Genomic DNA, 21,717 nt, shown 5'->3' with positions numbered 1-21,717 from the left:
GGCCACAGCCTAAGCTCCCGACGCGTTCCGGCCGGCGCCGTGCACACTGGTACCACCTCTGCTCAGCGGAAGGCGCCCGCATGTACCTCACCAGTCGCTCTCGCACGGTGGTGTCTGCGCCCGCAAGTGACCCCGAGGTCGCCCTGCCTCTGCCGCGCATCGGCGTCAGCCGAAACGTGGTGATGCTCGGAATTGTCAGCCTCATAACCGACATTTCGTCGGAGATGGTGAGCGCCGTTCTTCCGCTGTACCTCGTCTTTGTGCTCGGTACGACGCCCCTCACCTTCGGATTCCTCGACGGCCTCTACAACGGCGTGACATCGCTCGTGCAGCTGACGGCCGGTCACCTAGCTGATCGTTGGGAGCGACGAAAGGGGCTTGCGCTCACGGGCTACGCCCTGTCCGCGGTGTGCAAGCTCGGCCTGCTGGCTGTCGGCTCTGTCATTCCTGCCATCGCCGCCGTCCTTGGCCTGGACCGGACCGGCAAAGGATTGCGGACGGCGCCGCGTGACGCGCTCATCTCGCTGTCGAGTCAGGAACACGCACTCGGCCGGGCCTTCGGCGTCCATCGCGCCCTCGACACCTTCGGTGCGTTCATCGGACCGCTGGTCGCCTTCGTTCTCCTCGCGGCAGCTCCCGGGCGGTACGATTCGATCTTCGTGGTGAGTTTCTGCATTGCGGGCTGCGGCGTCGTCCTGCTCGCCGCCGCGGTCCGGGAGCCTGCGGTGCCGGCGTCCGCGCGGGCGCGACCGACTGTTCGCCGGGCCGTCGCCCTGCTTGCCGATCGGCGGATGGCCGTGGCAACCGCCGCTGCCGTGGCACTGAGCGTCCTTACGCTGAGCGACGCCTTCGTGTACCTGCTTGTGCAGCGGCGTTTCGACATCCCGATCGCGTGGTTTCCCCTGCTTCCGCTTGCGACCTCCGCTGTCTACATGGCGCTTGCCATACCGCTTGGGCGTCTCGCAGACCGCCTGGGCCGTTCCCGGGTTTTCCTCATCGGCTACACCCCGCTTCTGGCCGGATATCTGCTGCTCGGCCGCGGTGCCGTACGGTGGTGGACCTTCGCATTGATTCTCGTCCTGCACGGCGCGTATTACGCGGCGACCGACGGAGTCCTCATGGCTTACATCAGCGGCTTCATTCCCGTCCAGTTGCGGGCCAGTGGCATGGCTGTACTCAAGACCGGTACGGCGGCAGGGGCGATTGTCTCCTCGGTACTTTTCGGCGCCGCGTGGTCAGCCTGGGGTCCGACTCAGGCGACGCTGATTTTCGTAGTCGCGCTTGGCGGCGTCCTCGCCCTGGCTGCGCCCTGGTTGCTTGACGTGCGAGCCGGCGGCAGGCGGCGATGACGAATTCGCCGGGTCGTCTCCTTCGGTTGTCCCGCAGCCGTTGGGTCGTCGTCACGGCGGCTCTGGTGCTTTTCGTCGCCATCGGCCTGATCTATTCGCTGCGGGCGGTACGCCACCCTGTCGCGTCACCCCGCTCGCCGAATTCTGCGACGCTCTCGGGCGCTGACCTCTTCGGTCACGGTCGGGAGCTCGTCTTCCGCAGTACAGTGTTGGGGCCTGGCTACGGTTATGTCGCCGTTGAGCCGTTGCGCGGCGACACCCCGGCCGGTCCGGCGCGTCGCTTCACGACCATCGCCTGTGACCGGGTTTACGCTGCGGCGCGGACGCTGCTCTGCCTTGCCGCCAAACGGGGAGTCGTCACGACATACAGCGCCGTCGTCTACGACGAGAATTTACGGCCAGTTCACCGGATCGCCCTTCCCGGCCTACCAAGCCGGGCTCGTCTCTCGCCGGACGGCCGGATCGCCAGCTGGACCGTTTTCGTGTACGGCGACAGCTATCTATCAACCGGTTTCTCCACTCGGACGGCGATTCTCGATACGACGACCGGTAATCTCATCGCCAATCTCGAAACGTTCTCGATCGTGCTCAACGGTCGGCCGTACTCCTCGGTGGACGTGAATTTCTGGGGCGTCACCTTCGCCGCTGATGACAACACCTTTTATGCGACGCTCAGCACTCGAGGCCAGACCTACCTCGTGAAGGGTGACATGGCGCGGCGCACCGTCGTGAGCCTGCGCACCAATGTCGAATGCCCGTCGCTGTCACCCGACGGCACTCGGCTTGTCTTCAAGAAGCGGGTCTCGTCCGACGCACGAGCACCCTGGCGGCTTGCCGTTCTCAACGTGGCGACGATGCAGGAGACGCTGCTCGCCGAGACGCGGAGCGTGGACGACCAGGCAGTCTGGCTCGACAATCAGACCGTGCTGTACGCCATGCCCGAGGGCGGTGCGTCGGCCGGGTCCGACCTCTGGTCCGTCCCCGCCGATGGCGGAGGAAAACCGCAAAAAGTACTAACCGGGGCATTCTCCCCTGCCGTTCTTGCCGGATAGTCCGGACCGCTCGTGGTAAAACAATTCTGAGATCACGAGCAGCGCGGTCGCGGAAAACCGACATTCCGCGCAGCCGCGGCATCGGGTAGTCGCATCTGACACCATAGTGCTGGGGGCACCGGCGACGGGGCTGCCGGTGGACACATGGAGGGGGCAAGAATGACGGGCGCGCGGCAAATCGTGCCGCTCGATACGACGGCTAAGCGGGTGCTCATCGTTGTGCAGAACCTTCCGGTTCCGCTCGACCGCCGGGTCTGGTTGGAGTGCCGGGCTTTGTACGACGCGGGTTTTGACGTGTCCGTCATCTGCCCGAAGGGACCCGGCGATCCAAGCTATGCGGTGCTGGACGGCGTCCACCTCTTCAAGTATCAACCGGCACCGCCTGCGCGGGGATTTCTTGGTTTCGCGTGGGAATTCTTCTACAGCTGGCTGCGAACCGCCATGCTCTCGATCCGGGTGCAACGGCGGGTCGGATTCGACGTCCTGCAAGCGTGCAACCCGCCGGACACCTACTGGCTTCTCGCAAAATTATGGAAACTCGCGACCGGCGGGCGCATCACATTCGTTTACGATCAGCACGATCTCAATCCGGAGGTTTTCCTTTCCCGCTTCGGCACCCCCCGTGGGATCATCAAGCGGGCACAGTACGCCATGCTGTGCTGGCTGGAACGCCGGACCTACGCGACAGCGGACCACGTCATCGCGACAAACGAGTCCTACCGACAGGCGGCGCTCACCCGCGGCAATCGGCGTGCGGATGAGGTCACCGTGGTGCGCAGCGGCCCGGATACCGCGCGGATGCGTCCCATCGAAGGGCGGCCCGAGCTGCGGCGCGGCCGCCGATACCTCGCCTGCTACTTGGGAATCATGGGACCGCAAGACGGCGTCGACGTCGCACTCCGGGCACTTGCACACTACGTGTACGAGATGGGTCGCAGCGACCTCCACCTTGCCCTGCTTGGTTTCGGGGACTGCTTTGACGAGCTGCGGTCGCTCGCCGATGAGCTCAAGCTCAACGACTATGTCACGTTCACCGGCCGCGCCGACGCACGAATGATCAGCGAATATCTCTCGAGTGCCGATATCGGGATTTCCCCAGATCCGCTCAATCCGCTCAATGACGTCTCGACGATGAACAAGACCATGGAATACATGGCATTCGCCCTGCCAGTCGTTGCTTTCGACCTGAAGGAGACCAGGGTCTCAGCCGGGGACGCCGCCGTTTACGTGACACCCGGGGATGTCGCAGGCTTTGCGAAGACCATCGCGATGCTGCTGGACGACGAGGAGTCCCGGGTCCGGATGGCCCTTGCCGCCCGAGCCCGCGCCGCCGCCGTCCTCGACTGGGAACCGCAGCGGCGGGCGTACGTGGGCGTGTTCACGCGTCTTATCGGCACGCCGCTGCCCCGGAAGAAGGAGCTCTCCTGGCCAGCGGTCGATCGGCGCCGGGCCGTGAAACCGGGACCCCTGGTTGACTCCTTTGGGAATCGTCTCGTCGACCTGCGCGGTCATCACGAATTGGCGCTCTACGTGCCGCTGCGCAAGTTGCCGGAGGATTCACCGGCGCCATCTGCAGGAGAAGCCGACGTCGACGCTCATGAGTGACCCAGCGTGATGACGAAACACCGCGCCGTGCTTAGCCGGTCGCTGGCGGCGAGTGTCGCCGAGCGGCCCGTGCCGGCAATCCTTGACCGTCTAGCCGCAATTGACCCGGCCCTGCAGCGCTTCGCTGAGGCGGCGGTGTGGCATCGCATTCCGGGATTCGCGTGGCGTTTTCTGTCCGCAACGTCTTATCGCGATACGCCCGGGGCGGCACGCTGCCTGGCCGCGGCCTGCGATGCGCTCGCCCACCATCTGCGCGCGAAAGCCGACCTGCAGTACGTGACGTCTGTCTTGCAGCGGGCCGGAATTGACGCGCTCGTCATCAAGGGACCCGTGTTGGCCGAATCGGTGTACGCGGAGCCGAAGCTTCGGTCTTACCTCGACGTGGATCTCGTCGTCCCACCGCACAGTTTCTGTGCCGCCGTCGAAGCGTTGGCAGATGCCGGTTGCCGGCGCTACGACATCAGCTGGGCGGGCTTGCTGCGCGCTCAGGCTGCCGAGATCCACCTGCTCGCGCCGAACGGCAGTATTATCGATCTCCACTGGAATGTGGTCGGTGACGCCCGGGCGCGCCGGAATTTCCAGCTCGGCATGGAGCAACTCTTCCGTGATGCGCGGTCGGTTGATGTCGGCGGCAGACCGGTACGGACCCTCTCGCCGGTCGATACCGTCGTCCACCTGTGTGTGCATGCTGCGCTCAGTGGCGCGGATCGATTGTGCTGGCTCACCGATATCGTCCGCGCATCGCAAGGCATTGAGTGGACGGCGGTGAGTGAGCGGGCGCGAGCGTGGGGTCTCGCGGCCGCGGTGGGTACGGCGTTAGCGCGGGCCCAGCGTGTCGTCGGTCTCCCGGCACCTGCGGATGTCATTGCCGGGCTATTGGGCGGCATGTCGTGGCGGTCCATCACCGCTCTGGTCGACCGGTTCGGGCTTCCGCTGGGAACGCAACCGAATTCGCTTGCCCGGTTGACCGCGCGGGCCGCGCGGCGTGGTGCAGCGCAGAGCACGGCGGAGTTCGTCCGGCGGACCGCCGTATGGGCCCTGCATGGCGGGCGCCACGGCGGCAGCGACCTGGCATTCGAGCCGGTTGCCGAGGATCCGGCCGACAGCGCGGACCGGGATCGGTACTTCCGGTTCGTTCTCGCGCAACGCTGACGCTCAGGATCCGAGCTGCCTCTGCCGGTCGCCCCACGCAGGGTGAATGGTCGTGACGCGCAGGCGGCGCCTCCCGATTTCTCCCGGCGCCTCCCGATTTCTCCGGGAGCCTTTCGATTTCTCTGTAGGCGCAAGGAAAGTTGCGATGGTTCTCAGGTAACGAGTTCTTCGATGAGCCGGGCGCCGTCGCGCGGATCGTCATAGGACAATTGCCAACATTCGCACGCCCGCGCCAGCGTGATCACATCACGATAGGTACCCTCCGGCGCGCGAAAGTGATTGAACGACAGCCGGAGCAGGCTAGTAACCGCGAGACTCCGCTCGGCGGCGCGAAGCGCGGGCTCGCGCTGCGATCGGTCGAGCACGACGAGATGACGAACCTCCGCCGCCTCCGAGGCGACCGGTCCAAGGGAGCGGGGAGAAACGAGGATTTCTTCACTGTCGCGCCACGGTGACGGCGCTGCGATGCCGAGCAGTCCAGCCGCCCAGCGGGAAAGGCTGAGAGGACGCGGATATGGGCGGGCGCGATTCTTCGCCTCCAGCACGAATGCCTCGTCGGAAAGGTAACGCAACCCCCGCTGGGCGGCAGCCGCGGCGAGGGTTGTTTTCCCTGCTCCGGAGGTTCCCAAGACAACGACGGCGCCCGCGGATCCGGCAAGGACCGCGGCGTGGAATGCCGGCACGGTCACCTCAGACAGGCATATGCGGTTGACCAGGAGGCCGAGATAGCCCACGGCGGCAGGGATATCCGCGGCCGATGCGGTGGTGCCGTCCAGCTCGACCAGGTAACCCGGCGCGCTTTCCTTGACACGAAGCGCGTGTTCCACTCGTGCCGTCGTCGCACGGGGAAATGCGTGCCAGAGATCCGCGACGATCGCAGTGAACGCTTGGGGGGCGGCGACCCGAAAGCAGCTGTCCAGAACGGCGAGGCTGAGCACGCTGCTCTTCTCGCGTGAGACGCTCACCGTTTCCCCTTAGCTGGTTTCGGGATTCCCCCTCTCGGGATTCCCTGCGCACACCGCCCCTCTTCCGCGCAATGCCCACATGATAGGGGAGTCGCTTGCCCCTCGGTGACCGTGACGATTGCGGCAGCCATCCGGGCTGTTGCGGCAGCCATCCGGGCTGTTACGGCCGAAACCACGCGGTGTACCGAGCCGGCCCGGAGCGGACGAGATTCTCCAATGCGGTCGCACGCAATCCGCGGCTGGCGAGGCCGTCGAGCAATGCACCGAACATCGCGGCCCGGTCGAAGGTCGGTGCCGAGTCGCCAGCGGGGACTTCGACGCCGTCGTGGGTGAGGAGGATGTCGCCGTCCCGAACGTCGGCGAGGACCCGGCCGGCGACCTCGTCGGGTTCGCCGTCCTCCCAATCCCGCGGCGTCGCCGACCAGACGACCACCTCCATGCCGAGCCGGCGGACCGCCAGGTAGCTGCGGAGCGACTGTGCCCCGAACGGCGGCCGGAACCAGCGCACCGGGGCACCGGAGAGGTCTTCGACCACCGCCTTGGCGTGCCGGCTTCGCGCCAACACCTCGCTCGGCGGCAGGGCGGTGAGTCTGGTGTGGTCCCAGCCGTGCAGGGCGATTTCGTGGCCGGCTGCAACGGTCGCGCGGAGAATGTCGGGGTAACGAAGCGCGCGATACGCGAGAACGAAGAACGTCGCCCGGCAGCCGTGTGCCGCCAAGACGTCAAGCAGCGGCAGCGTCCAGTGTGGGTCGGGACCGTCGTCCACGGTGAGACCCACCAGCCCCGTCACCGAGGCCGCGTGGAGTGAGCCAATCGGCCTGCCGCACGCATCGACGACGTGCCGCGCTCGGCTTCGCCACTCGGGCGGAAGCATGGTCCGCAGCCGCCACGCACGCGCGAGGCCGTTGGTCACCCGTTCCTCCCGGCTCGCAGGTACGGCGCAATTTTCGCAGCGACGACCGGCCAGGTGAAGTGGTCGCCTACGCGTTGGCGGGCGGCGTGCCCCATCCGTTCGGCGCGGTCGGGGTCGGTGAGGATCGCGAGAATACCGTCGGCGATGTCGTCCGGATTCCGCTGTGGTACGAGAAAACCTGTCGTGTTGTCGACGATGATTTCCGGTCGGGCCCCGCCGTCCAGCGTGACTACCGGCACGCCGAAGAAACCCGCTTCCAAGAAAACAATGCCGAAGGCTTCGAACCGGGAGAGGATGGAAAAGCAGCTTGCCCGCGCGTAAAGCTCAAACAGCCGTTGTTTCTCCGCCGGTACCGATCGGCGGAGCGGCCCGACGACCTCAACACCCGGTTCGGCGATGCGGGGCCGGCAACCGACGATGACGAGCCGGGCGGCGGGAAACTGCGACCGCACCCGCCGGAACGCCTCAAGCAGGAGCGGACCGCCCTTCTGCGCCCAGTCTGCGCCGACGAAGAGCACGTAGGGATGCTCGGTATCGACCTGCCGGGGCAGTGGCTCGTCGACGTTCGCGCCGGCACCCGACACGACCACGCGATCGGCCGGGATTCCGTAATCCGCGACGACGCTCTGCGCCGCCCAGTGGGAGAGCGTGAAAATCCGCTCACAGGACTCAAAGATTTCGCGCTGCCACGCGACGGCCTCATCGGCGATGCGTGAACCTGCTGCGCTCACGCTGAATTCACCCGCCTGCAATGCCTGGACGACCGTCGCGTCGGTAATGCAGAAGTGAGGGAACCGACGGTCGGCCGGCCGGACGTGCGTGCCGACCTGTACGACAGGTGCGCTGGCCATACCGGCGAGCACGGCGTCGAAGCGGCGGCAGAACCGCTGATAACCGCGCCGCGACCACATCCAGGCTGGATTCACCCGAGGCGCATCCCGACCGTGGAACCGGCCTTTCAGAAATCCACGGATATTGACGGCCCCGGTCAGCAGGTCGTGCGGCCGAAGAACGCGGGTCGTGACCGGCACGATGTCGAAGCCTTCGTCCGCGAGCGCGCCGAACAGCCGTGCAGACAGGCCGCTGAACGTGCCTGGGTGCAAAGGATTTCGGGTCGCGGCCGCGATAAGGACGGGGGAGTCAGCCATCAGGTGTCACGCCCCGGTGGACCCGCTGCGCTCGTCCGGTGTCCCAGTATCATCGAGCAGCTTTTCGCCGACGAATTGCGCAATCGTCATCGCGACGGCATTGTGTGCTTCCAACGCGTCAACGTCGTAGCGCGCACACAGCTCGGCTGCAATGGCCGCCTCGTCGCGAATTCCGTCGATGAGCAGCCAGATGGCGGCCGCTGTCTCGTTGAGGGCGACGGCGTGTTTCGTCGCAGGGTTGAAGACGACGATATGCCCGTCGAGGTCGTCCCAGATGACGCCGTCAGCGCGCCGTGGCACAGCTGGCATTGGCGGCTCCTCCCACGCGACGAGCTCACGTTACCGAAAGACGCCCTGGCCCTCGCAACGATTTGCGAGAAATGTCCGCTTTATTGGTGTGGAGTTGGTTGGAGAAATGCTCCGCTTGGGTTATCTTTCCTCGAGCGTGTATCTGCGATCGGCAGGACGCGCTACAGTAGGCGCATCGACTCGCGATCGTTTCGGTGGCGGGGTCCGTGAGCATTGCGAGAGGGAGTGGCAGGACAGGTGGACGGTACACAGCCAGCGGCCGGATTGACCCGGCGGGACGCGCTGAAGCGCGGAGCGGTCGCCGGCGGCTTGTTATGGATAGCGCCCGCCGTTCAGGTCATCGCTATGAATGCGCATGCGGCCGAAGCGGCCAGCGGTGCCGCACCGCCGCCGCCGCCACCGCAGACCGGTACCACACCGCCAGTGACCGTGACGACCTCTCCGCCGTCGTCGCCGTCGCCGTCCGGATCGCCGTCGCCGTCCCCCTCACCGTCTGGCTCGGTGAGCCCTTCGGTGCTGGGCGAGAGCTTCTCGAAGACCCCATCGCCCAGCGTGGCGGGGGAGTCCTCGCAGCTGCCGTTCACCGGCAGCGCGCTTCCCATCACAGCCGCGGTGACCGTCGGCGCCGCTCTCGTCGCCGCCGGTGCAGCCGCTGTTGCGGCGAGCCGGCAACGTCAGCAGGCTGTTCCCGCCGAAGGAGCCGTTACGGACGTTGAATCGCCGGACACCTCGGCAGATTCGACCGACTGAGCCGAACGAGGAGAGCCGCTCGGCAGCAAGTCCGGTCGGCCCGCGTTCCGCAGATCAGCGCGGCGGCGCGTAGGCTTGGACACCCGGGACCGCCATGGTCCCGGGTGTTTGTCTGACCGGATTCGGCATGGATCTACGTGGCTTGATCACGGCCCTGCTGGGCGATGACGGCTTCGCGCGTGTCCGCGACGCAGCCCGCAAGGGCATTGCGAACGTCGAGGTCGGCGTTCCGCGTCCACTCCGCGCGTTCATCACGGCGCTGATCGCGGCTGACGCACCGTACGGCGCTGGACGTCCCGTGCTTGCGGTCACGGCGACCGAGCGGGAAGCCACCGAGCTTGCCACCGCGCTGGAACCCCTGCTCCCCGCCGGCGCGGTCGCCGAATATCCCGCGTGGGAGACCCTGCCGCACGAGCGGTTGTCGCCGCGTGCGGACACCGTCGGACGCCGGGTCGCCGTCCGGCGCCTCCTTCGGGAGCAGGGGGGCACGCTTCGGGTCATTACTACGCCGGTGCGCGCGCTGCTCCAGCCGCAGGTCGCCGGATTGGGAGATCTCGAGCCGGTCGAGCTGCGGCCCGGTGATGAGGCCGATCTCAATGATGTCGTGGCCCGGCTGGTGGCGATCGGCTACCACCGCGTCGATCTCGTCGAACGACGAGGGGAGATCGCCGTCCGCGGCGGCATCCTCGACATTTTTCCGCCCACCGCCGAGCATCCGCTCCGGGTGGAATTCTTCGGTGACCGTATTGAAGAAATTCGCCCTTTCCGCGCCGGCGACCAGCGGAGTTTCGGTGAGTCGGCGGATCGGGTGTGGGCGACGGCATGCCGGGAATTGCTCCTGACCGACCGTGTCGTCACCCGCGCGGCCGAGTTGGCGCAGCGGTATCCGCAGCTCGCTGACATTCTCGGCAAGGTCGCGCACGGTGTCGTCGTCGAAGGGATGGAAGCACTCGCCCCGCTGCTCGCGGACGAGATGAACCTCCTGCTTGACGAAGTCCCGTCCCAGACGGTGGTCGTGGTCTGCGATCCCGAGCGGGTGCGCGCCCGGGCCGCGGACGTCGTCCGGACCGGCGAGGAGTTTCTGCACGCCGCCTGGGCCGGCGCCGCGGCGGGTGGGAACGCACCGATCGACCTTGCCGCGGCGGCGTTACGGCCGTTCGCCGATATTCGCCGCCACGCCGCAGATCTCGGCCTGGCCTGGTGGTCCATCTCGCCGCTGCAGACCGCGGACGCCGCGGAATTTCGGGACGACACCGGTGAGGTCGTCATCGTCCCGGACGCGCACGAAGCGCCGGCCTACCGCGGGGACACGCAGGCACTCGTCGCCGATGTCAAGGGCTGGCTGGGTGACGGGCTGAGGGTCGCCGTCCTCACCGCCGGGCACGGTTCCGCCCAGCGGATCGTCGAAGTGCTGGCCGGTGAGGACGTTCCGGCCCGATGGACGGAGACCATCCCGCAGCCGCCCGACCACGACCTCGTTTCGGTGAGCTGCGGAGGGCTGGACGCCGGGTTCATCGCGCGCGGTGCGGGGCTCGTCGTCCTCACCGAGACGGAGATTTTCGGCACCCGTGCCGCGGCCCGCAACCTCGGCAGGCTGCCAAGCCGGCGACGGAAATCCATCGACCCGCTGGAACTTCGGCCGGGCGATTTCGTCGTCCACGAGCAGCATGGTGTCGGCAGGTTCGTCGGCATGGCGACCCGGGAAATCGGCGGTGCGACCCGGGAGTACCTCGTCATCGAGTACGCCCCGTCCCGGCGCGGTCAACCGGGGGACCGGCTCTGGGTTCCGACTGACTCCCTCGACCAGGTCACTCGGTACGTCGGCGGAGAGGCACCGACGCTGGACCGCATCGGCGGCGCGGACTGGGCGCGGCGCAAAGGCCGGGCGCGCAAAGCCGTCCGCGAAATCGCAGCCGAATTGATTCAGCTGTACAGCGCGCGGATGGCGTCGCCCGGCCATGCGTTCGGACCGGACACGCCCTGGCAGCGGGAACTCGAAGAGGCTTTTCCGTACGTGGAAACGCCGGATCAGCTGCGCACCATCGAGGAGGTCAAGGCCGACATGGAGCGGCCGGTCCCGATGGATCGGCTGATCTGCGGCGACGTCGGATACGGCAAGACCGAAATCGCGGTGCGCGCGGCGTTCAAGGCGGTTCAGGACGGCAAGCAGGTCGCCGTGCTCTGCCCGACCACCCTCCTCGTGCAGCAGCATTACGCGACGTTCAGTGAACGGTTCGCGAATTTTCCGGTTGTCGTCAAGCCGGTGAGCCGTTTCAACACCTTCAAGGAGCAGGAGGAGATTCTCGCCGGCTTGGCCGCAGGCACGGTGGACGTCGTCATCGGTACGCACCGTCTGTTGAGCGACGGCGTCGTCTTCAAGGATCTCGGCCTGGTCATCGTTGACGAAGAGCAGCGCTTCGGCGTCGAGCACAAGGAGCGGTTGAAGCGGCTGCGCACGAACGTCGACGTGCTGACGATGTCCGCGACCCCCATTCCGCGGACCCTGGAGATGGCCATCACCGGAATCCGCGAAATGTCGGTCATTCAAACACCGCCCGAAGAGCGGCATCCCGTCCTGACATTCGTCGGACCCTTCGACGAACACCAGATCGCTGCAGCGATTCGGCGGGAATTGCTCCGCGAGGGCCAGGTGTTCTACGTGCACAATCGGGTGGAAACCATCGAACAGGCCGCGGCCCGGGTCCGGGAACTGGTCCCGGAAGCCCGCGTCGCCGTCGCCCACGGCCAGATGAACGAAGATGCGCTCGAGCAGGTGATGATCGGATTCTGGGAGCGGGCGTTCGACGTTCTGGTCTGCACCACCATCATCGAGTCCGGCCTGGACATTCCGAATGCGAATACGCTCATCGTCGAACGGGCTGACCTCCTTGGTCTGGGCCAGCTCTATCAACTGCGCGGCCGGGTCGGGCGCGGCCGGGAGCGCGGTTACGCGTATTTCTGCTATCCCGCCGACCGTCCGCTCACCGAGACGGCCCACGACCGACTTGCCACCATCGCCCAGCATTCCGATTTGGGTTCTGGAATGTCCATTGCGATGAAGGACCTGGAAATCCGCGGCGCCGGCAACCTCCTCGGCGGCGAACAATCCGGCCATATCGCCGAGGTCGGCTTCGATTTGTACATGCGATTGGTTGGTGAAGCAGTGGCCGATTTCCGCGGCGACCAGAGCCGCGAACCCGTCGACGTCCGGCTCGATCTGCCGGTGGAGGCGCACATTCCGCACGATTACATCGACGCCGAGCGACTCCGGCTCGCGACGTATCAGGCGCTGGCGGAAGCGACGTCCGATCCCGACGTCGACGCGATCGCGGAGGAGCTCCTCGACCGGTACGGTCCGTTGCCGGAGCCGGTGCGGAACCTGCTCGAGGTGGCCAAGCTCCGCGGGACATTGCGGGCGCATGGGGTCACCGAAGTTGCGTTGCAGGGCACGTATATTCGTCTGGCGCCGGTGCAATTGCGGGATTCGCAGAAGGTGCGGCTGCAGCGGCTGTATCCGAAATCGATCGTCAAGGACGCCGTCCAGGCGATTCTCGTTCCCCGCCCGCGGGCGCAGGACGGACGCGGTGACCTGCTCCGTGACGCACCGCTCGTGCTCTGGGTGCGCGACCTGGTCCAGACAGTGCTCGATGCGCCGATTTCCGCGGCCCGATAGCGGCATCGCCGCGGCCTGCGACGGATCAGCCCGGTGCTCCGCGGCGGGAACCGCCGGGGGTCTCGCCGTCGAGAAAGCCCGGCACTGGGTCAGCGTTCGTCAGCAGCACGCGCAATGCGGCCCGGCTCGGCGCCGAGCCCAGGGCCGCTCGGGAGAGTTCCCGCGCGATCACGACACCGCGGAAGAGCGCCGTCGCCGCTGCGCCGTGCCGTTTTCGGTAGAGCCGGACGCGGTTGACGGCAAGGAGTGACCATAGCTGCGGCGAGATGCGGGATTCCCCGCCCAGGTGGACGATTTCCGCGCGTGGTTCGAGCTGGAGAAGGAAGCCCCTGTCGTGCGCCCGCAAGGCGAAATCCGTCTCCTCCGAATACAAGAAGAAGGACTCGTCCCACGGCCCGACCGCGTTGAGGCATTCCCGGGAGATGAGCATGGCGCATCCGGTGGCCCATGCGGCGACGGTCGCCTGCTGGTAGGCGCGTTCATCAGCGATGATTTCGCCGATTCCCAGCCGCGCAGCGCGCTCATTTCCGACCAGCGCCTCCGCCGCGGCTCGCAGCAGGCTTGGGGAGCGGCGCAGGGAGAAGGACAACCGGCCGTCGGCCGATCGGATCCGTGGGACGACGATGCCGACCCGAGGCGTGGCGTGGAGCCGGGCGAGCATCCGCGGGAGCGCGCCGTCGGTGAACCGGACGTCGGGATTGGCGACCAGTACGGCGTCAACGTCCCCGGCGGCCGCCGTCCCTGCGTTGACGCCCGCCGCATACCCACGGTTGCCACCGAGCCGGACCACCTCGAGCGTCACCCGGGCCGCCTGTGCTGCGTCGGCGGCGCGCGCCAGGGTGTCGTCCCGCGAATCGTTGTCGGCGACGATGACGACGGGATCGTCAATGCCGGCAGGGGTGTCCGGGTCGGCGTCGCGGAGCCCCGCCGCAAGGGAGTCGAAGAAGCCGGGAAGAACGGCCGCGCTGTTGTGCGTGACGACCACGATCGCGACGCGATAGCTGCGGAGCGTCACAGGCAACCCCCCGGCGCCAGCGTACGCAGCGGGGTGCGGGCTGCGATAGCCTGGTCGGCGTTTGGTTGGCGTCGACAAAGGACCGTTCCATGCGCAGATGGCATTCTCCGCTGCTGGCCGCGATGCTCGGCACCGCTGCGCTGGCGATCAGCGCGTGCGGACCGGCGCACCCGGGGGCCGCCGCGACCGTAGGCGATGTCCGGATCACCGATGCGCAGGTCCAGAAGGCGGCCAACGTCATGCTCCAGGACTCCGGTACCCGCGCCGCCGCGCAAGCGGATCCGGCAGGCTTGCGCCGGGACGTCCTCACCAGGTTGATCAAGGATGTGCTCCTGCAGCGGGCGGCGGCGTCCCGTGGGGTCACCGTGAGCGAGGCCGACGTCCAGCACGAACTGGCGCTTGCCGAGCAGCAGGAGGGTTCCCGCGCCCAGCTGGAGGCCGCGGCGGCATCGAACGGTATCGCGGCTGCTGATCTCCATGACTACTTGTACTACTACCTCCTCGAACAAGGCCTTGCCGCCGCGTTGACCAAGGATCAGGTGGTCGCCGTCGCCCACGTCAAGGTGATCTCGCTGACCGACAAATCGACGGCCGACACGGTGCTGGCGAAGGTGACCGCGAATCCGGGCGATTTTGCGCAGCTGGCCAAACAATATTCGCAGGACCAGTCGGCCGCGAACGGCGGCGATGTCGGCGAGGTGCCGATCGACGGCCTCTCGGACCCGCTGAAAACGGATATCCAGAACAAGCCGCTCAATACGCCGTTCCTGGAATCGGATTCGAGCGGTTATTACATCATCATGGTCGTCGACCGAGGTAACCGTCCGCTCTCCTCGGTTTCTGGGAGCCAGGTCGCGCAACAATTGCAGCAGCAAGCCGTGACCAAATATCTCACCTCGATCGCCAAGCAGTATCCGATCAGCGTCAGCCCGCGGTACGGCGTCTGGGACGCCGCGTCGCAGACCGTCGTCCCGGCTTCGAATTCCGCGACGTCCTTGTCGACACCCGCAGCCGGCGGCGCACCGTCCTCGCCGCCGTCCTCGCCGGCAGGCTGACCGGAGCACCGAACCGGGTCGCCATGACAACCGAACGTCGTGCGGCGTCCGCGGGCTCGGCGGGTTCCCGTTTTCCTGAGCTTGTTGCGGTGATGGACCGGCTGCGATCGCCGGGCGGGTGCCCGTGGGACGCCGAGCAAACGCATGCCAGCTTGGCGAAATACCTCCTCGAAGAGGCATACGAAGCTGTCGAGGCGATGGAGTCCGGCGACGAAGCGGCGCTGCGTGAGGAGCTGGGTGATGTGCTGCTGCAAGTCGTCTTTCACGCCCGGATCGCGGCGGAACGGCCGGACGGCTGGACCATCGACGATGTCGTCGCTGACGTGGTCGACAAGCTTATTCGGCGGCATCCGCATGTTTTCGGAACCGCGACGGCCCGGACCGCCGGTGACGTGGAAGCGAACTGGGAGGTCCTCAAGGCGGAGGAGAAGGGCCGTCGCTCTGCGCTCGACGGGATTCCGCTTGCCCAGCCGGCTCTCGCGTTGACGGCGAGTCTGCTGCGTCGCGCACGGCGCGCCGGGCTGGCGGCCGATCCCGCGGTCCCGGTGCGGACGCCGGAGAACGTCGACGAGCAGAGCGTGGGCGAGCTCCTTCTTGCCGTCGTCGCGTTGGCGGTGAACGCCGGCATCGACCCCGAAGGGGCGCTGCGGGCGGCGGCCCGCCGGCTGCGCGACCGCATTGCCGCCGCCGAATCCGGCGCCGCTAAGCTCTAGGCGCACGGTTCCGTTCATCCAGTCAGGGAGTTGGCGTGGCAGTCATCGAAGCTATCGGGGCGCGGGAGATTCTGGATTCCCGTGGCAATCCAACCGTCGAAGTCGAGGTCTTGCTGGACGACGGCACCGTCGGACGGGCCGCCGTCCCGAGCGGCGCATCCACCGGAGCCTTTGAAGCCGTCGAGAAGCGCGACGGCGACGACCGGTACGGCGGGAAGGGTGTCCGGCAGGCCGTACAGGCGGTCACCGATCAGATTGCGCCGGAAATCATAGGTTTTGACGCGACCGAGCAGCGCGTGCTCGATGCACGCCTCATCGAATTGGACGGCACCCCGAACAAGTCCCGCCTGGGCGCCAACGCCATTCTCGGTGTGAGCATGGCGGTCGCCCGCGCCGCCGCGGATTCAGCGGACCTGCCGCTGTTCCGCTACCTTGGCGGGCCGAATGCCCACCTGCTGCCGGTTCCCATGATGAATATTCTCAACGGCGGGGCGCACGCCGACTCCAACGTCGACATTCAGGAATTTCTCATCGCACCGATCGGTGCCGCCACGTTTGCCGAGGCTTTGCGGTACGGCGTGGAGACCTACCATGCGCTGAAAGCCGTGCTCAAGGGTCGCGGCTTGGCGACGGGTCTCGGTGACGAAGGCGGTTTCGCCCCGAATCTCGCCCACAACCGCGAGGCTCTCGACCTCATTCTCGAGGCAATCGGAAAAGCCGGATTTCGCCCCGGGCGTGACATTGCGGTAGCGATTGACGCCGCCGCCACGGAGTTCTACCGCGACGGGCGGTACATCCTGGAGGGTCAGCCGAGAACCGCAGCGGAGCTCATCCGCTATTACGAGGAACTGGTTGCCAGCTATCCCCTCGTGTCGCTGGAGGATCCCCTGGCGGAAGAGGACTGGGACGGTTGGCGTGAGCTCACCGCGGCCCTCGGCGGCACGGTGCAGCTGGTCGGCGACGACATCTTCGTCACCAACCCGGAGCGGATTTCCCGGGGTATTCAGACGTCGGTAGCCAACGCCGTCCTCATCAAGCTGAATCAGATCGGCACTGTGACGGAGACGTTGGACGCCGTCGAGCTGGCCCACCGCGCGGGGTACCGCACGATGATCAGTCACCGCTCGGGCGAGACCGAAGACACCACCATCGCCGACGTTGCGGTTGCGACGAACGCCGGTCAGATCAAGACAGGTGCGCCGGCCCGGTCGGAGCGGGTCGCGAAGTACAACCAACTGCTCCGCATCGAAGAGGAGCTCGATGACGCCGCTCGGTACGCTGGCGTGGCCGCATTCCCGCGTTTCGCCGGCGGGTCAGCCGGCTGACGGCAACGCGGGCGTGAGAGCCTGCCAGCTGTGAGGGACGGTCGGCAGCCGCGCCGGAATCGCCGTCCGGCTTCGCGGACCCCGCGTCGGCGCGCATCGTTCACCGCGCGGGCGGCGGTGCTTGCCGTCGTGCTCGCGGCGTCGAGCATCGCGGTCGCCGAGCCGCTCCGTGAATGGCTGTCGCAGCGGGCGCAAATCGCCGACGCCCGGTCGCATGTCGACGCGACCCGGAAACAGCTGGCGGCCCTCCGTAGCGAGGAACAGCGGTGGTCCGACCCCAGCTACGTCGCCGACCAGGCACGGCAGCGGTTGCACTACGTACCGCCGGGGACCGTGCTCTACATCACCCTCAGCCCGACCCCGACGTCCACGCCGGGGACCAGGCCGACGTCCGGCGGGGATGCCAGACCGTGGTACGGCACGTTATGGAACTCGGTGCTCGCCGCCGGCGCCGCGACGCCGACCCCCCGGCCGTCCCCCGACCCGCAACCGTCCGCAAGCCCCGCGTTACCGTGACCGGCGTGGTGACACCCGCGACCCCGCGCGACCTCGCGGTCGTCGCTGCACAGCTGGGCCGCCGGCCCCGCGGCACCCGCGCCATCGCGCATTGGTGCCGATGCGGCCTGCCGGACGTTGTGCAGACCACGCCATATCTGCCCGACGGCACACCATTTCCGACGCTGTATTACTTGACCTGTCCGCGGGCTGTTTCAGCCGTCGGCCGTCTTGAAGCACGCGGCGTCATGCGGGACATGACCAACCGGCTGCGGACCGACCCGGAGCTCGCAGACCGGTATCGCCGCGCCTACGAGGACTACGTGGCCCGACGTAACGAACTCGGTCGGCTGCCCGGGGATCCCGGTGTCGGCGGGATGCCCCACCGGGTCAAGTGCCTGCACGCGCTGGTGGCGCACGCGCTTGCCGTCGGACCCGGCGTCAACCCGTTCGGTGACGAGGCACTGGCGATGCTTCCGGAGTGGAGCGCGCGTGGCCCGTGCGTTGATATCGCTGCGGTAGAGGATGTCCAATCGGACGGGACTGTCGAGATGGACGGGATCGCCGAGTCGGACGGCACTGTCCAATCGGACGGGACTGTTGAGACGCACGGCGGAGGTGACGGTGACCCGGGCCGCGGCCATTGATTGCGGCACGAATTCGCTGCGGCTCCTCATCGCCGACGTCGACGGCGGGCAGGTGCGTGACCTCGTCCGGCGCATGCGGATCGTGCGGCTGGGTGCCGGGGTGGATCGGTCACGCCGATTGGACCCGGCGGCCGTGCAGCGCACGCTCGAGGTGTGCCGTGAGTACGCCGCCGAAATCCGTCACCTCGGAGCGGAGGCCCTTCGATTCGCCGCGACGAGTGCGACCCGCGACGCGGCCAACCGGGACGAATTCTTCCGCGGCGTCCGTGACATTCTCGGTGTGGAACCCGAGGTGATTTCCGGCGACGAAGAAGCGCGGTTATCTTTCCTCGGAGCAACCCACGACCTCAGCGGCCTGACCGGCGTACCGGCACCTTTTCTTGTCGTGGACATCGGCGGCGGGTCGACAGAATTCGTCCTCGGGACATCCGAGCCCGAGGCGGCGGTCTCTGTCAATATCGGGTGTGTGCGGCTCACTGAGCGGCATGTCCGGCACGACCCGCCCACCGCCGCTGAGATCGAGGCGCTGCGCCGCGACGTCGAGCAAGGGCTGGACGAGGCCGCCCGGGTCGTGCCGCTGCAGACCGCCGCGACCGTGGTGGGGCTCGCCGGTTCGGTGACGACGGTGGCCGCCCTGGCGTTGGGTTTGGACACCTACGACCCCCGCCGCGTGCACCATGCACGCATTCCCGCGGACGTCGTGCACGAGATAACCGAGGATTTGCTGCGAAGCACTCGCGCGGAGCGGGCCGCGCGGGCCGTGATTCATCCTGGCCGGGTTGATGTTCTCGCTGCGGGTGTGGTCATCTTGGATGCCGTGCTCACCCGCGCACACGCGGACGCGGTACTCGCCAGCGAACACGACATTCTCGACGGCCTCGTCCTCAGCGTGGCGCTCAGGCCGGGAATGCGATGACTTTCGCAAGTCCCGCCTGCTGCTCGGCGTACCGTTGCAGCAGGAGTTCGATCCCGGCGCTGGGCACCGGGCGGGCGAAGTGATAGCCCTGGCCGAGCCGGCAGCCGAGGCGCTCCAGCTCGCGGGCTTGTTGCGCGGTTTCCACCCCTTCAGCCAGGGTCACCAGTCCTAGTGCTTCACCGAGTTCAATCATGGCCCGGACAAATGGGGATTTTTCTTCATTACCGGTGATGTCGTCGGTGAATGTCTTGGCGATTTTTATGATGTCGATCGGAAGTTTGCGCAGTGACGCCAGAGACGCGTAGCCGGTGCCGAAATCGTCCATCGCCAGTCGGACGCCGAATCCGCTGAGTAGGTCGAGGGTGCGCAGCACCCGGTCGGAGCCCTGCAGCATCATGGTCTCGGTGATTTCCAGAATCAGTGAATTCGGGTCAATGCCGGCCGCTTCGACCGCTTCATCGATCTGCGCCACCAGGTCCGGTTGAGCAAATTGCGCCGGTGAGAGGTTGACGGCGACAGCGAACGGGGGTTCACCGGGTTTGCGTTCGACGTGCTGTTGCCAGCCGCCGACATGCGCGCAGGCGTGACGGAGCACGAGCCGGCCGATCTCATTGATGATGCCGGAGTTCTCGGCCTCCGAGATGAAGGTTTCCGGGAAGAGCAGGCCGCGTTCGGGATGCACCCACCGGACCAGCGCCTCGGCGGCGACCGGACGGCCCGTGCGCAGGTCGACGATCGGCTGGTAGTGCACCTGGAATTCACCACGCTCAGCGGCGCGTTCGAGGTCCGACTTGAGCTGGTGGCGGCTGACCACGGCCGTGCGCATGCTCGGCCGGAACCAGCGGTACCGGCCCTTTCCGTCCGCCTTTGCCATGTACATCGCAAGGTCAGCGTTCCGGAGCAGTTCGTCCGCGGTCTGCACGCCTTGGCTGGTGGCGATACCGATGCTGGCGCGGATGTGCAATTCGCAGCCGTGGACGGATATCGGCGCGCGGAGCTGCTCGGTGATGCGGGCGGCGATCCGCTCGGCGGCCTGGGTCGACAAGGCGTCTTCGATGATGACGGCGAATTCGTCACCGCCGAGCCGTGCGGGCTGGTCGGACGGCCGCAGGCACCCGGTGATGCGTTCCGCGACCGCGCAGAGCAGTTCATCGCCGGCGTCATGGCCGAGGGTGTCGTTGACCGTCTTGAAGTCGTCCAAGTCGATGAAGAGGACGGCGCAGGTTCGCCCTTCCGCCTTGGCTTTCGCCAGAACCTGGCTCAGCCGCTCGGAGAAGAGAGCACGGTTGGCCAGACCGGTGAGCGGGTCGTGGAACGCGAGCTGGGTGAGCTTCTGCTCGAGTTCACGAAGTTGGGCGAGCGATTGTTCGAGACGGCCGTTCTCCAGCGCCACGCTGACGTGATTGGCCAACGCCTCGAAGAGACGCACATCTTGACCGCCGAAACTCGCACCTTCGCCGGGCCGGTCACCGACCATGAGCATGCCGATCGGGCGTGTCTCGCCGCGGAGTGGGGCGACGATCGCATTGCGGACCCGCTCATGCTCCAAGTACTCGTGCTCCAACGACGGGCTGGTATCCGCGCTGTCGTGAAAGAGCCGGGCGAGAAAGCGTTGCTTTCGAGGCCGCTTGGCGGCGTATTGCAGAACGAGCGGTCCGTTCGCCGTCGTCATCCGCTCCCACCACGCCAAGACGACCGGATCGGTGACCGCCTCCATGAGCCGGGGCTCGCCGTGACCGTCCAGCCGGATGCGCAACAGCCGACCGCCGTCGGGCGGGGCGATGATGGCTTCCGCTGTTTCGGTGCGGAACATGCGGCGCGCCTCGTTGAGCAGCGCGGCCAGCGCCGCCTCCAGCTCGGGATGTTGGGTGAGAATGCGGTTCGCGGAGTACAAGAATTCAAGAATTTCGTGCTTTTCCCGCTCGCGCAGGTAGGCCCGGTAGGCAAGAAAGACCGTTGCCGTCGGAATGATGAGAAGCCATGCCGCGGCGGGCCGGAAGTCGACGATCGTTGCGGCAATCAGACCGAGGCTGACGTTGGTGAGCGCCGAGGCGAAGAACATGCCGAAGGCGTACAGCAAACGCCCGACGTCCGCCCGCCGTTCGGAGAGAAATATCGCGGCACTGACATTAATGCAGCCGAGGAAGGTGCCGGAGACGGCCGCGAGCGCCGCCGCACCCCAGGAGTGGAGTCCGATATGCGCGTGCTCGGGGAGGAGCGCGCGGAGCACCACGATGGCAATGGCGGAGGTCAGGGTGAAATTCGCGAGGTTGAAAATGACTTTGACAGGATTCTGCCTCCGCTGGACGGCGAGGGCGAGACCGCAACCAATGAGTTGGCTGAGCAGCACTTCGCGCGGTGTGGCGAAGAACAGGCCGAGGACGAGCGGTACCTCGCTCATGGAGAAGGAATGCGCCCCGCGCCGGAAGTGCAGGTGGACGAGGCAGGTCTCCGCAAGGTAGAAGAGCAGCGCCAACCCGTACCACGGCAGGTGGAAACGGGCGACGATCTGGTCGTCCGGCCAGAGGAGGGCGAGCCCGCCTACCGCGAGCAGAACGAGCGCGCCGACGAAGGCCCGCAGCGGAACGAGGTCGCTGTGTGAGCGAGTCTGCGCCGGCGCGCTCGTCTCAGTCAT

18 protein-coding genes are annotated in these 21,717 nt (G+C 66.9%); 12 read left to right on the top strand and 6 right to left on the bottom strand.

Annotated elements, in window-relative coordinates; all coding sequences use genetic code 11:
* Positions 1-80: 80 nt before the first annotated feature.
* The 4 genes from ACEL_RS09920 to ACEL_RS09905 all read left to right on the top strand — a co-directional run bounded on the left by ACEL_RS09920 (position 81) and on the right by ACEL_RS09905 (position 5,158).
* Positions 81-1,349, top strand: coding sequence for an MFS transporter (locus tag ACEL_RS09920; RefSeq protein WP_011720757.1), 1,269 nt, complete (start codon positions 81-83; stop codon positions 1,347-1,349).
* Positions 1,346-2,401: a TolB family protein gene (locus ACEL_RS09915; RefSeq protein WP_011720756.1), complete on the top strand. Its 1,056-nt coding sequence runs from the start codon at positions 1,346-1,348 to the stop codon at positions 2,399-2,401. The genes ACEL_RS09920 and ACEL_RS09915 overlap by 4 nt, the downstream gene beginning before the upstream one ends.
* Positions 2,402-2,560: 159 nt before the next feature.
* Complete coding sequence (locus ACEL_RS09910) at positions 2,561-4,006, top strand: glycosyltransferase family 4 protein (RefSeq protein WP_011720755.1); 1,446 nt, start codon at positions 2,561-2,563, stop codon at positions 4,004-4,006.
* Between the two features lie 9 nt (positions 4,007-4,015).
* Positions 4,016-5,158 carry a nucleotidyltransferase family protein gene (locus ACEL_RS09905; RefSeq protein WP_011720754.1) on the top strand — a complete coding sequence of 381 codons (1,143 nt, stop codon included), beginning with the start codon at positions 4,016-4,018 and terminating at the stop codon, positions 5,156-5,158.
* A gap of 152 nt (positions 5,159-5,310) precedes the next feature.
* Here the strand turns inward: ACEL_RS09905 and ACEL_RS09900 are convergent, their stop codons facing one another.
* The 4 genes from ACEL_RS09900 to ACEL_RS09885 form a co-directional block, all read right to left on the bottom strand.
* A complete protein-coding gene (locus ACEL_RS09900; protein ID WP_011720753.1) occupies positions 5,311-6,123 on the bottom strand; it encodes a hypothetical protein in 813 nt (270 codons plus the stop codon).
* A 160-nt stretch (positions 6,124-6,283) separates the two neighbouring features.
* Complete coding sequence (locus ACEL_RS09895; RefSeq protein ID WP_011720752.1) at positions 6,284-7,036, bottom strand: polysaccharide deacetylase family protein; 753 nt, start codon at positions 7,034-7,036, stop codon at positions 6,284-6,286.
* The gene (locus ACEL_RS11675; RefSeq protein WP_011720751.1) at positions 7,033-8,184 is read right to left on the bottom strand and encodes a glycosyltransferase family 4 protein; all 1,152 of its coding nucleotides are present in this window, start codon (positions 8,182-8,184) and stop codon (positions 7,033-7,035) included. The genes ACEL_RS09895 and ACEL_RS11675 overlap by 4 nt, the downstream gene beginning before the upstream one ends.
* 6 nt (positions 8,185-8,190) lie before the next feature.
* Positions 8,191-8,493, bottom strand: a complete 303-nt coding sequence (locus ACEL_RS09885) for a PqqD family protein (RefSeq protein ID WP_011720750.1) — start codon at positions 8,491-8,493, stop codon at positions 8,191-8,193.
* 237 nt (positions 8,494-8,730) lie between these two features.
* Between ACEL_RS09885 and ACEL_RS12175 the strand changes: the two genes are divergently transcribed.
* Together ACEL_RS12175 and mfd are read left to right on the top strand one after the other, a co-directional pair.
* Positions 8,731-9,243 (top strand): twin-arginine translocation signal domain-containing protein, encoded by a 513-nt coding sequence (locus ACEL_RS12175; protein ID WP_169303211.1) that lies wholly within the window; start codon positions 8,731-8,733, stop codon positions 9,241-9,243.
* 127 nt (positions 9,244-9,370) lie between these two features.
* Complete coding sequence (gene mfd, locus ACEL_RS09875) at positions 9,371-12,916, top strand: transcription-repair coupling factor (protein ID WP_041835742.1); 3,546 nt, start codon at positions 9,371-9,373, stop codon at positions 12,914-12,916.
* A gap of 25 nt (positions 12,917-12,941) precedes the next feature.
* On the opposite strand, the gene ACEL_RS09870 is transcribed toward mfd, so the two are convergent.
* Complete coding sequence (locus ACEL_RS09870) at positions 12,942-13,931, bottom strand: glycosyltransferase (RefSeq protein ID WP_011720747.1); 990 nt, start codon at positions 13,929-13,931, stop codon at positions 12,942-12,944.
* Positions 13,932-14,020: 89 nt separating this feature from the next.
* Between ACEL_RS09870 and ACEL_RS11670 the strand changes: the two genes are divergently transcribed.
* The 6 genes from ACEL_RS11670 to ACEL_RS09840 are packed head-to-tail and all read left to right on the top strand — an operon-like array spanning position 14,021 to position 19,082.
* Positions 14,021-14,986, top strand: coding sequence for a peptidylprolyl isomerase (locus tag ACEL_RS11670; RefSeq protein ID WP_011720746.1), 966 nt, complete (start codon positions 14,021-14,023; stop codon positions 14,984-14,986).
* A gap of 23 nt (positions 14,987-15,009) precedes the next feature.
* Entirely contained in the window at positions 15,010-15,699 is a 690-nt protein-coding gene (locus ACEL_RS09860; RefSeq protein ID WP_011720745.1) for a nucleoside triphosphate pyrophosphohydrolase, read from the top strand.
* 35 nt (positions 15,700-15,734) lie between these two features.
* On the top strand, positions 15,735-17,024 hold the full coding sequence (eno, locus tag ACEL_RS09855) for a phosphopyruvate hydratase (RefSeq protein ID WP_011720744.1): 1,290 nt from the start codon (positions 15,735-15,737) through the stop codon (positions 17,022-17,024).
* A 30-nt stretch (positions 17,025-17,054) separates the two neighbouring features.
* The gene (locus ACEL_RS09850) at positions 17,055-17,540 is read left to right on the top strand and encodes an FtsB family cell division protein (RefSeq protein ID WP_011720743.1); all 486 of its coding nucleotides are present in this window, start codon (positions 17,055-17,057) and stop codon (positions 17,538-17,540) included.
* The gene (locus ACEL_RS09845; RefSeq protein WP_011720742.1) at positions 17,537-18,166 is read left to right on the top strand and encodes a DUF501 domain-containing protein; all 630 of its coding nucleotides are present in this window, start codon (positions 17,537-17,539) and stop codon (positions 18,164-18,166) included. Before ACEL_RS09850 ends, ACEL_RS09845 begins: the two co-directional genes overlap by 4 nt.
* Positions 18,144-19,082 (top strand): Ppx/GppA phosphatase family protein, encoded by a 939-nt coding sequence (locus ACEL_RS09840; RefSeq protein ID WP_011720741.1) that lies wholly within the window; start codon positions 18,144-18,146, stop codon positions 19,080-19,082. The genes ACEL_RS09845 and ACEL_RS09840 overlap by 23 nt, the downstream gene beginning before the upstream one ends.
* Here ACEL_RS09840 and ACEL_RS11665 read toward each other — a convergent pair.
* Positions 19,063-21,717 carry a putative bifunctional diguanylate cyclase/phosphodiesterase gene (locus ACEL_RS11665; protein WP_011720740.1) on the bottom strand — a complete coding sequence of 885 codons (2,655 nt, stop codon included), beginning with the start codon at positions 21,715-21,717 and terminating at the stop codon, positions 19,063-19,065. The two genes, ACEL_RS09840 and ACEL_RS11665, sit on opposite strands and share 20 nt — an antisense overlap.

Origin of the sequence: Acidothermus cellulolyticus 11B, assembly GCF_000015025.1 — a bacterium.
Taxonomy (GTDB): domain Bacteria; phylum Actinomycetota; class Actinomycetes; order Acidothermales; family Acidothermaceae; genus Acidothermus; species Acidothermus cellulolyticus.
Note: the sequence above shows the minus strand (reverse complement) of the source record. Positions and strands in the feature narration are given on the sequence as shown.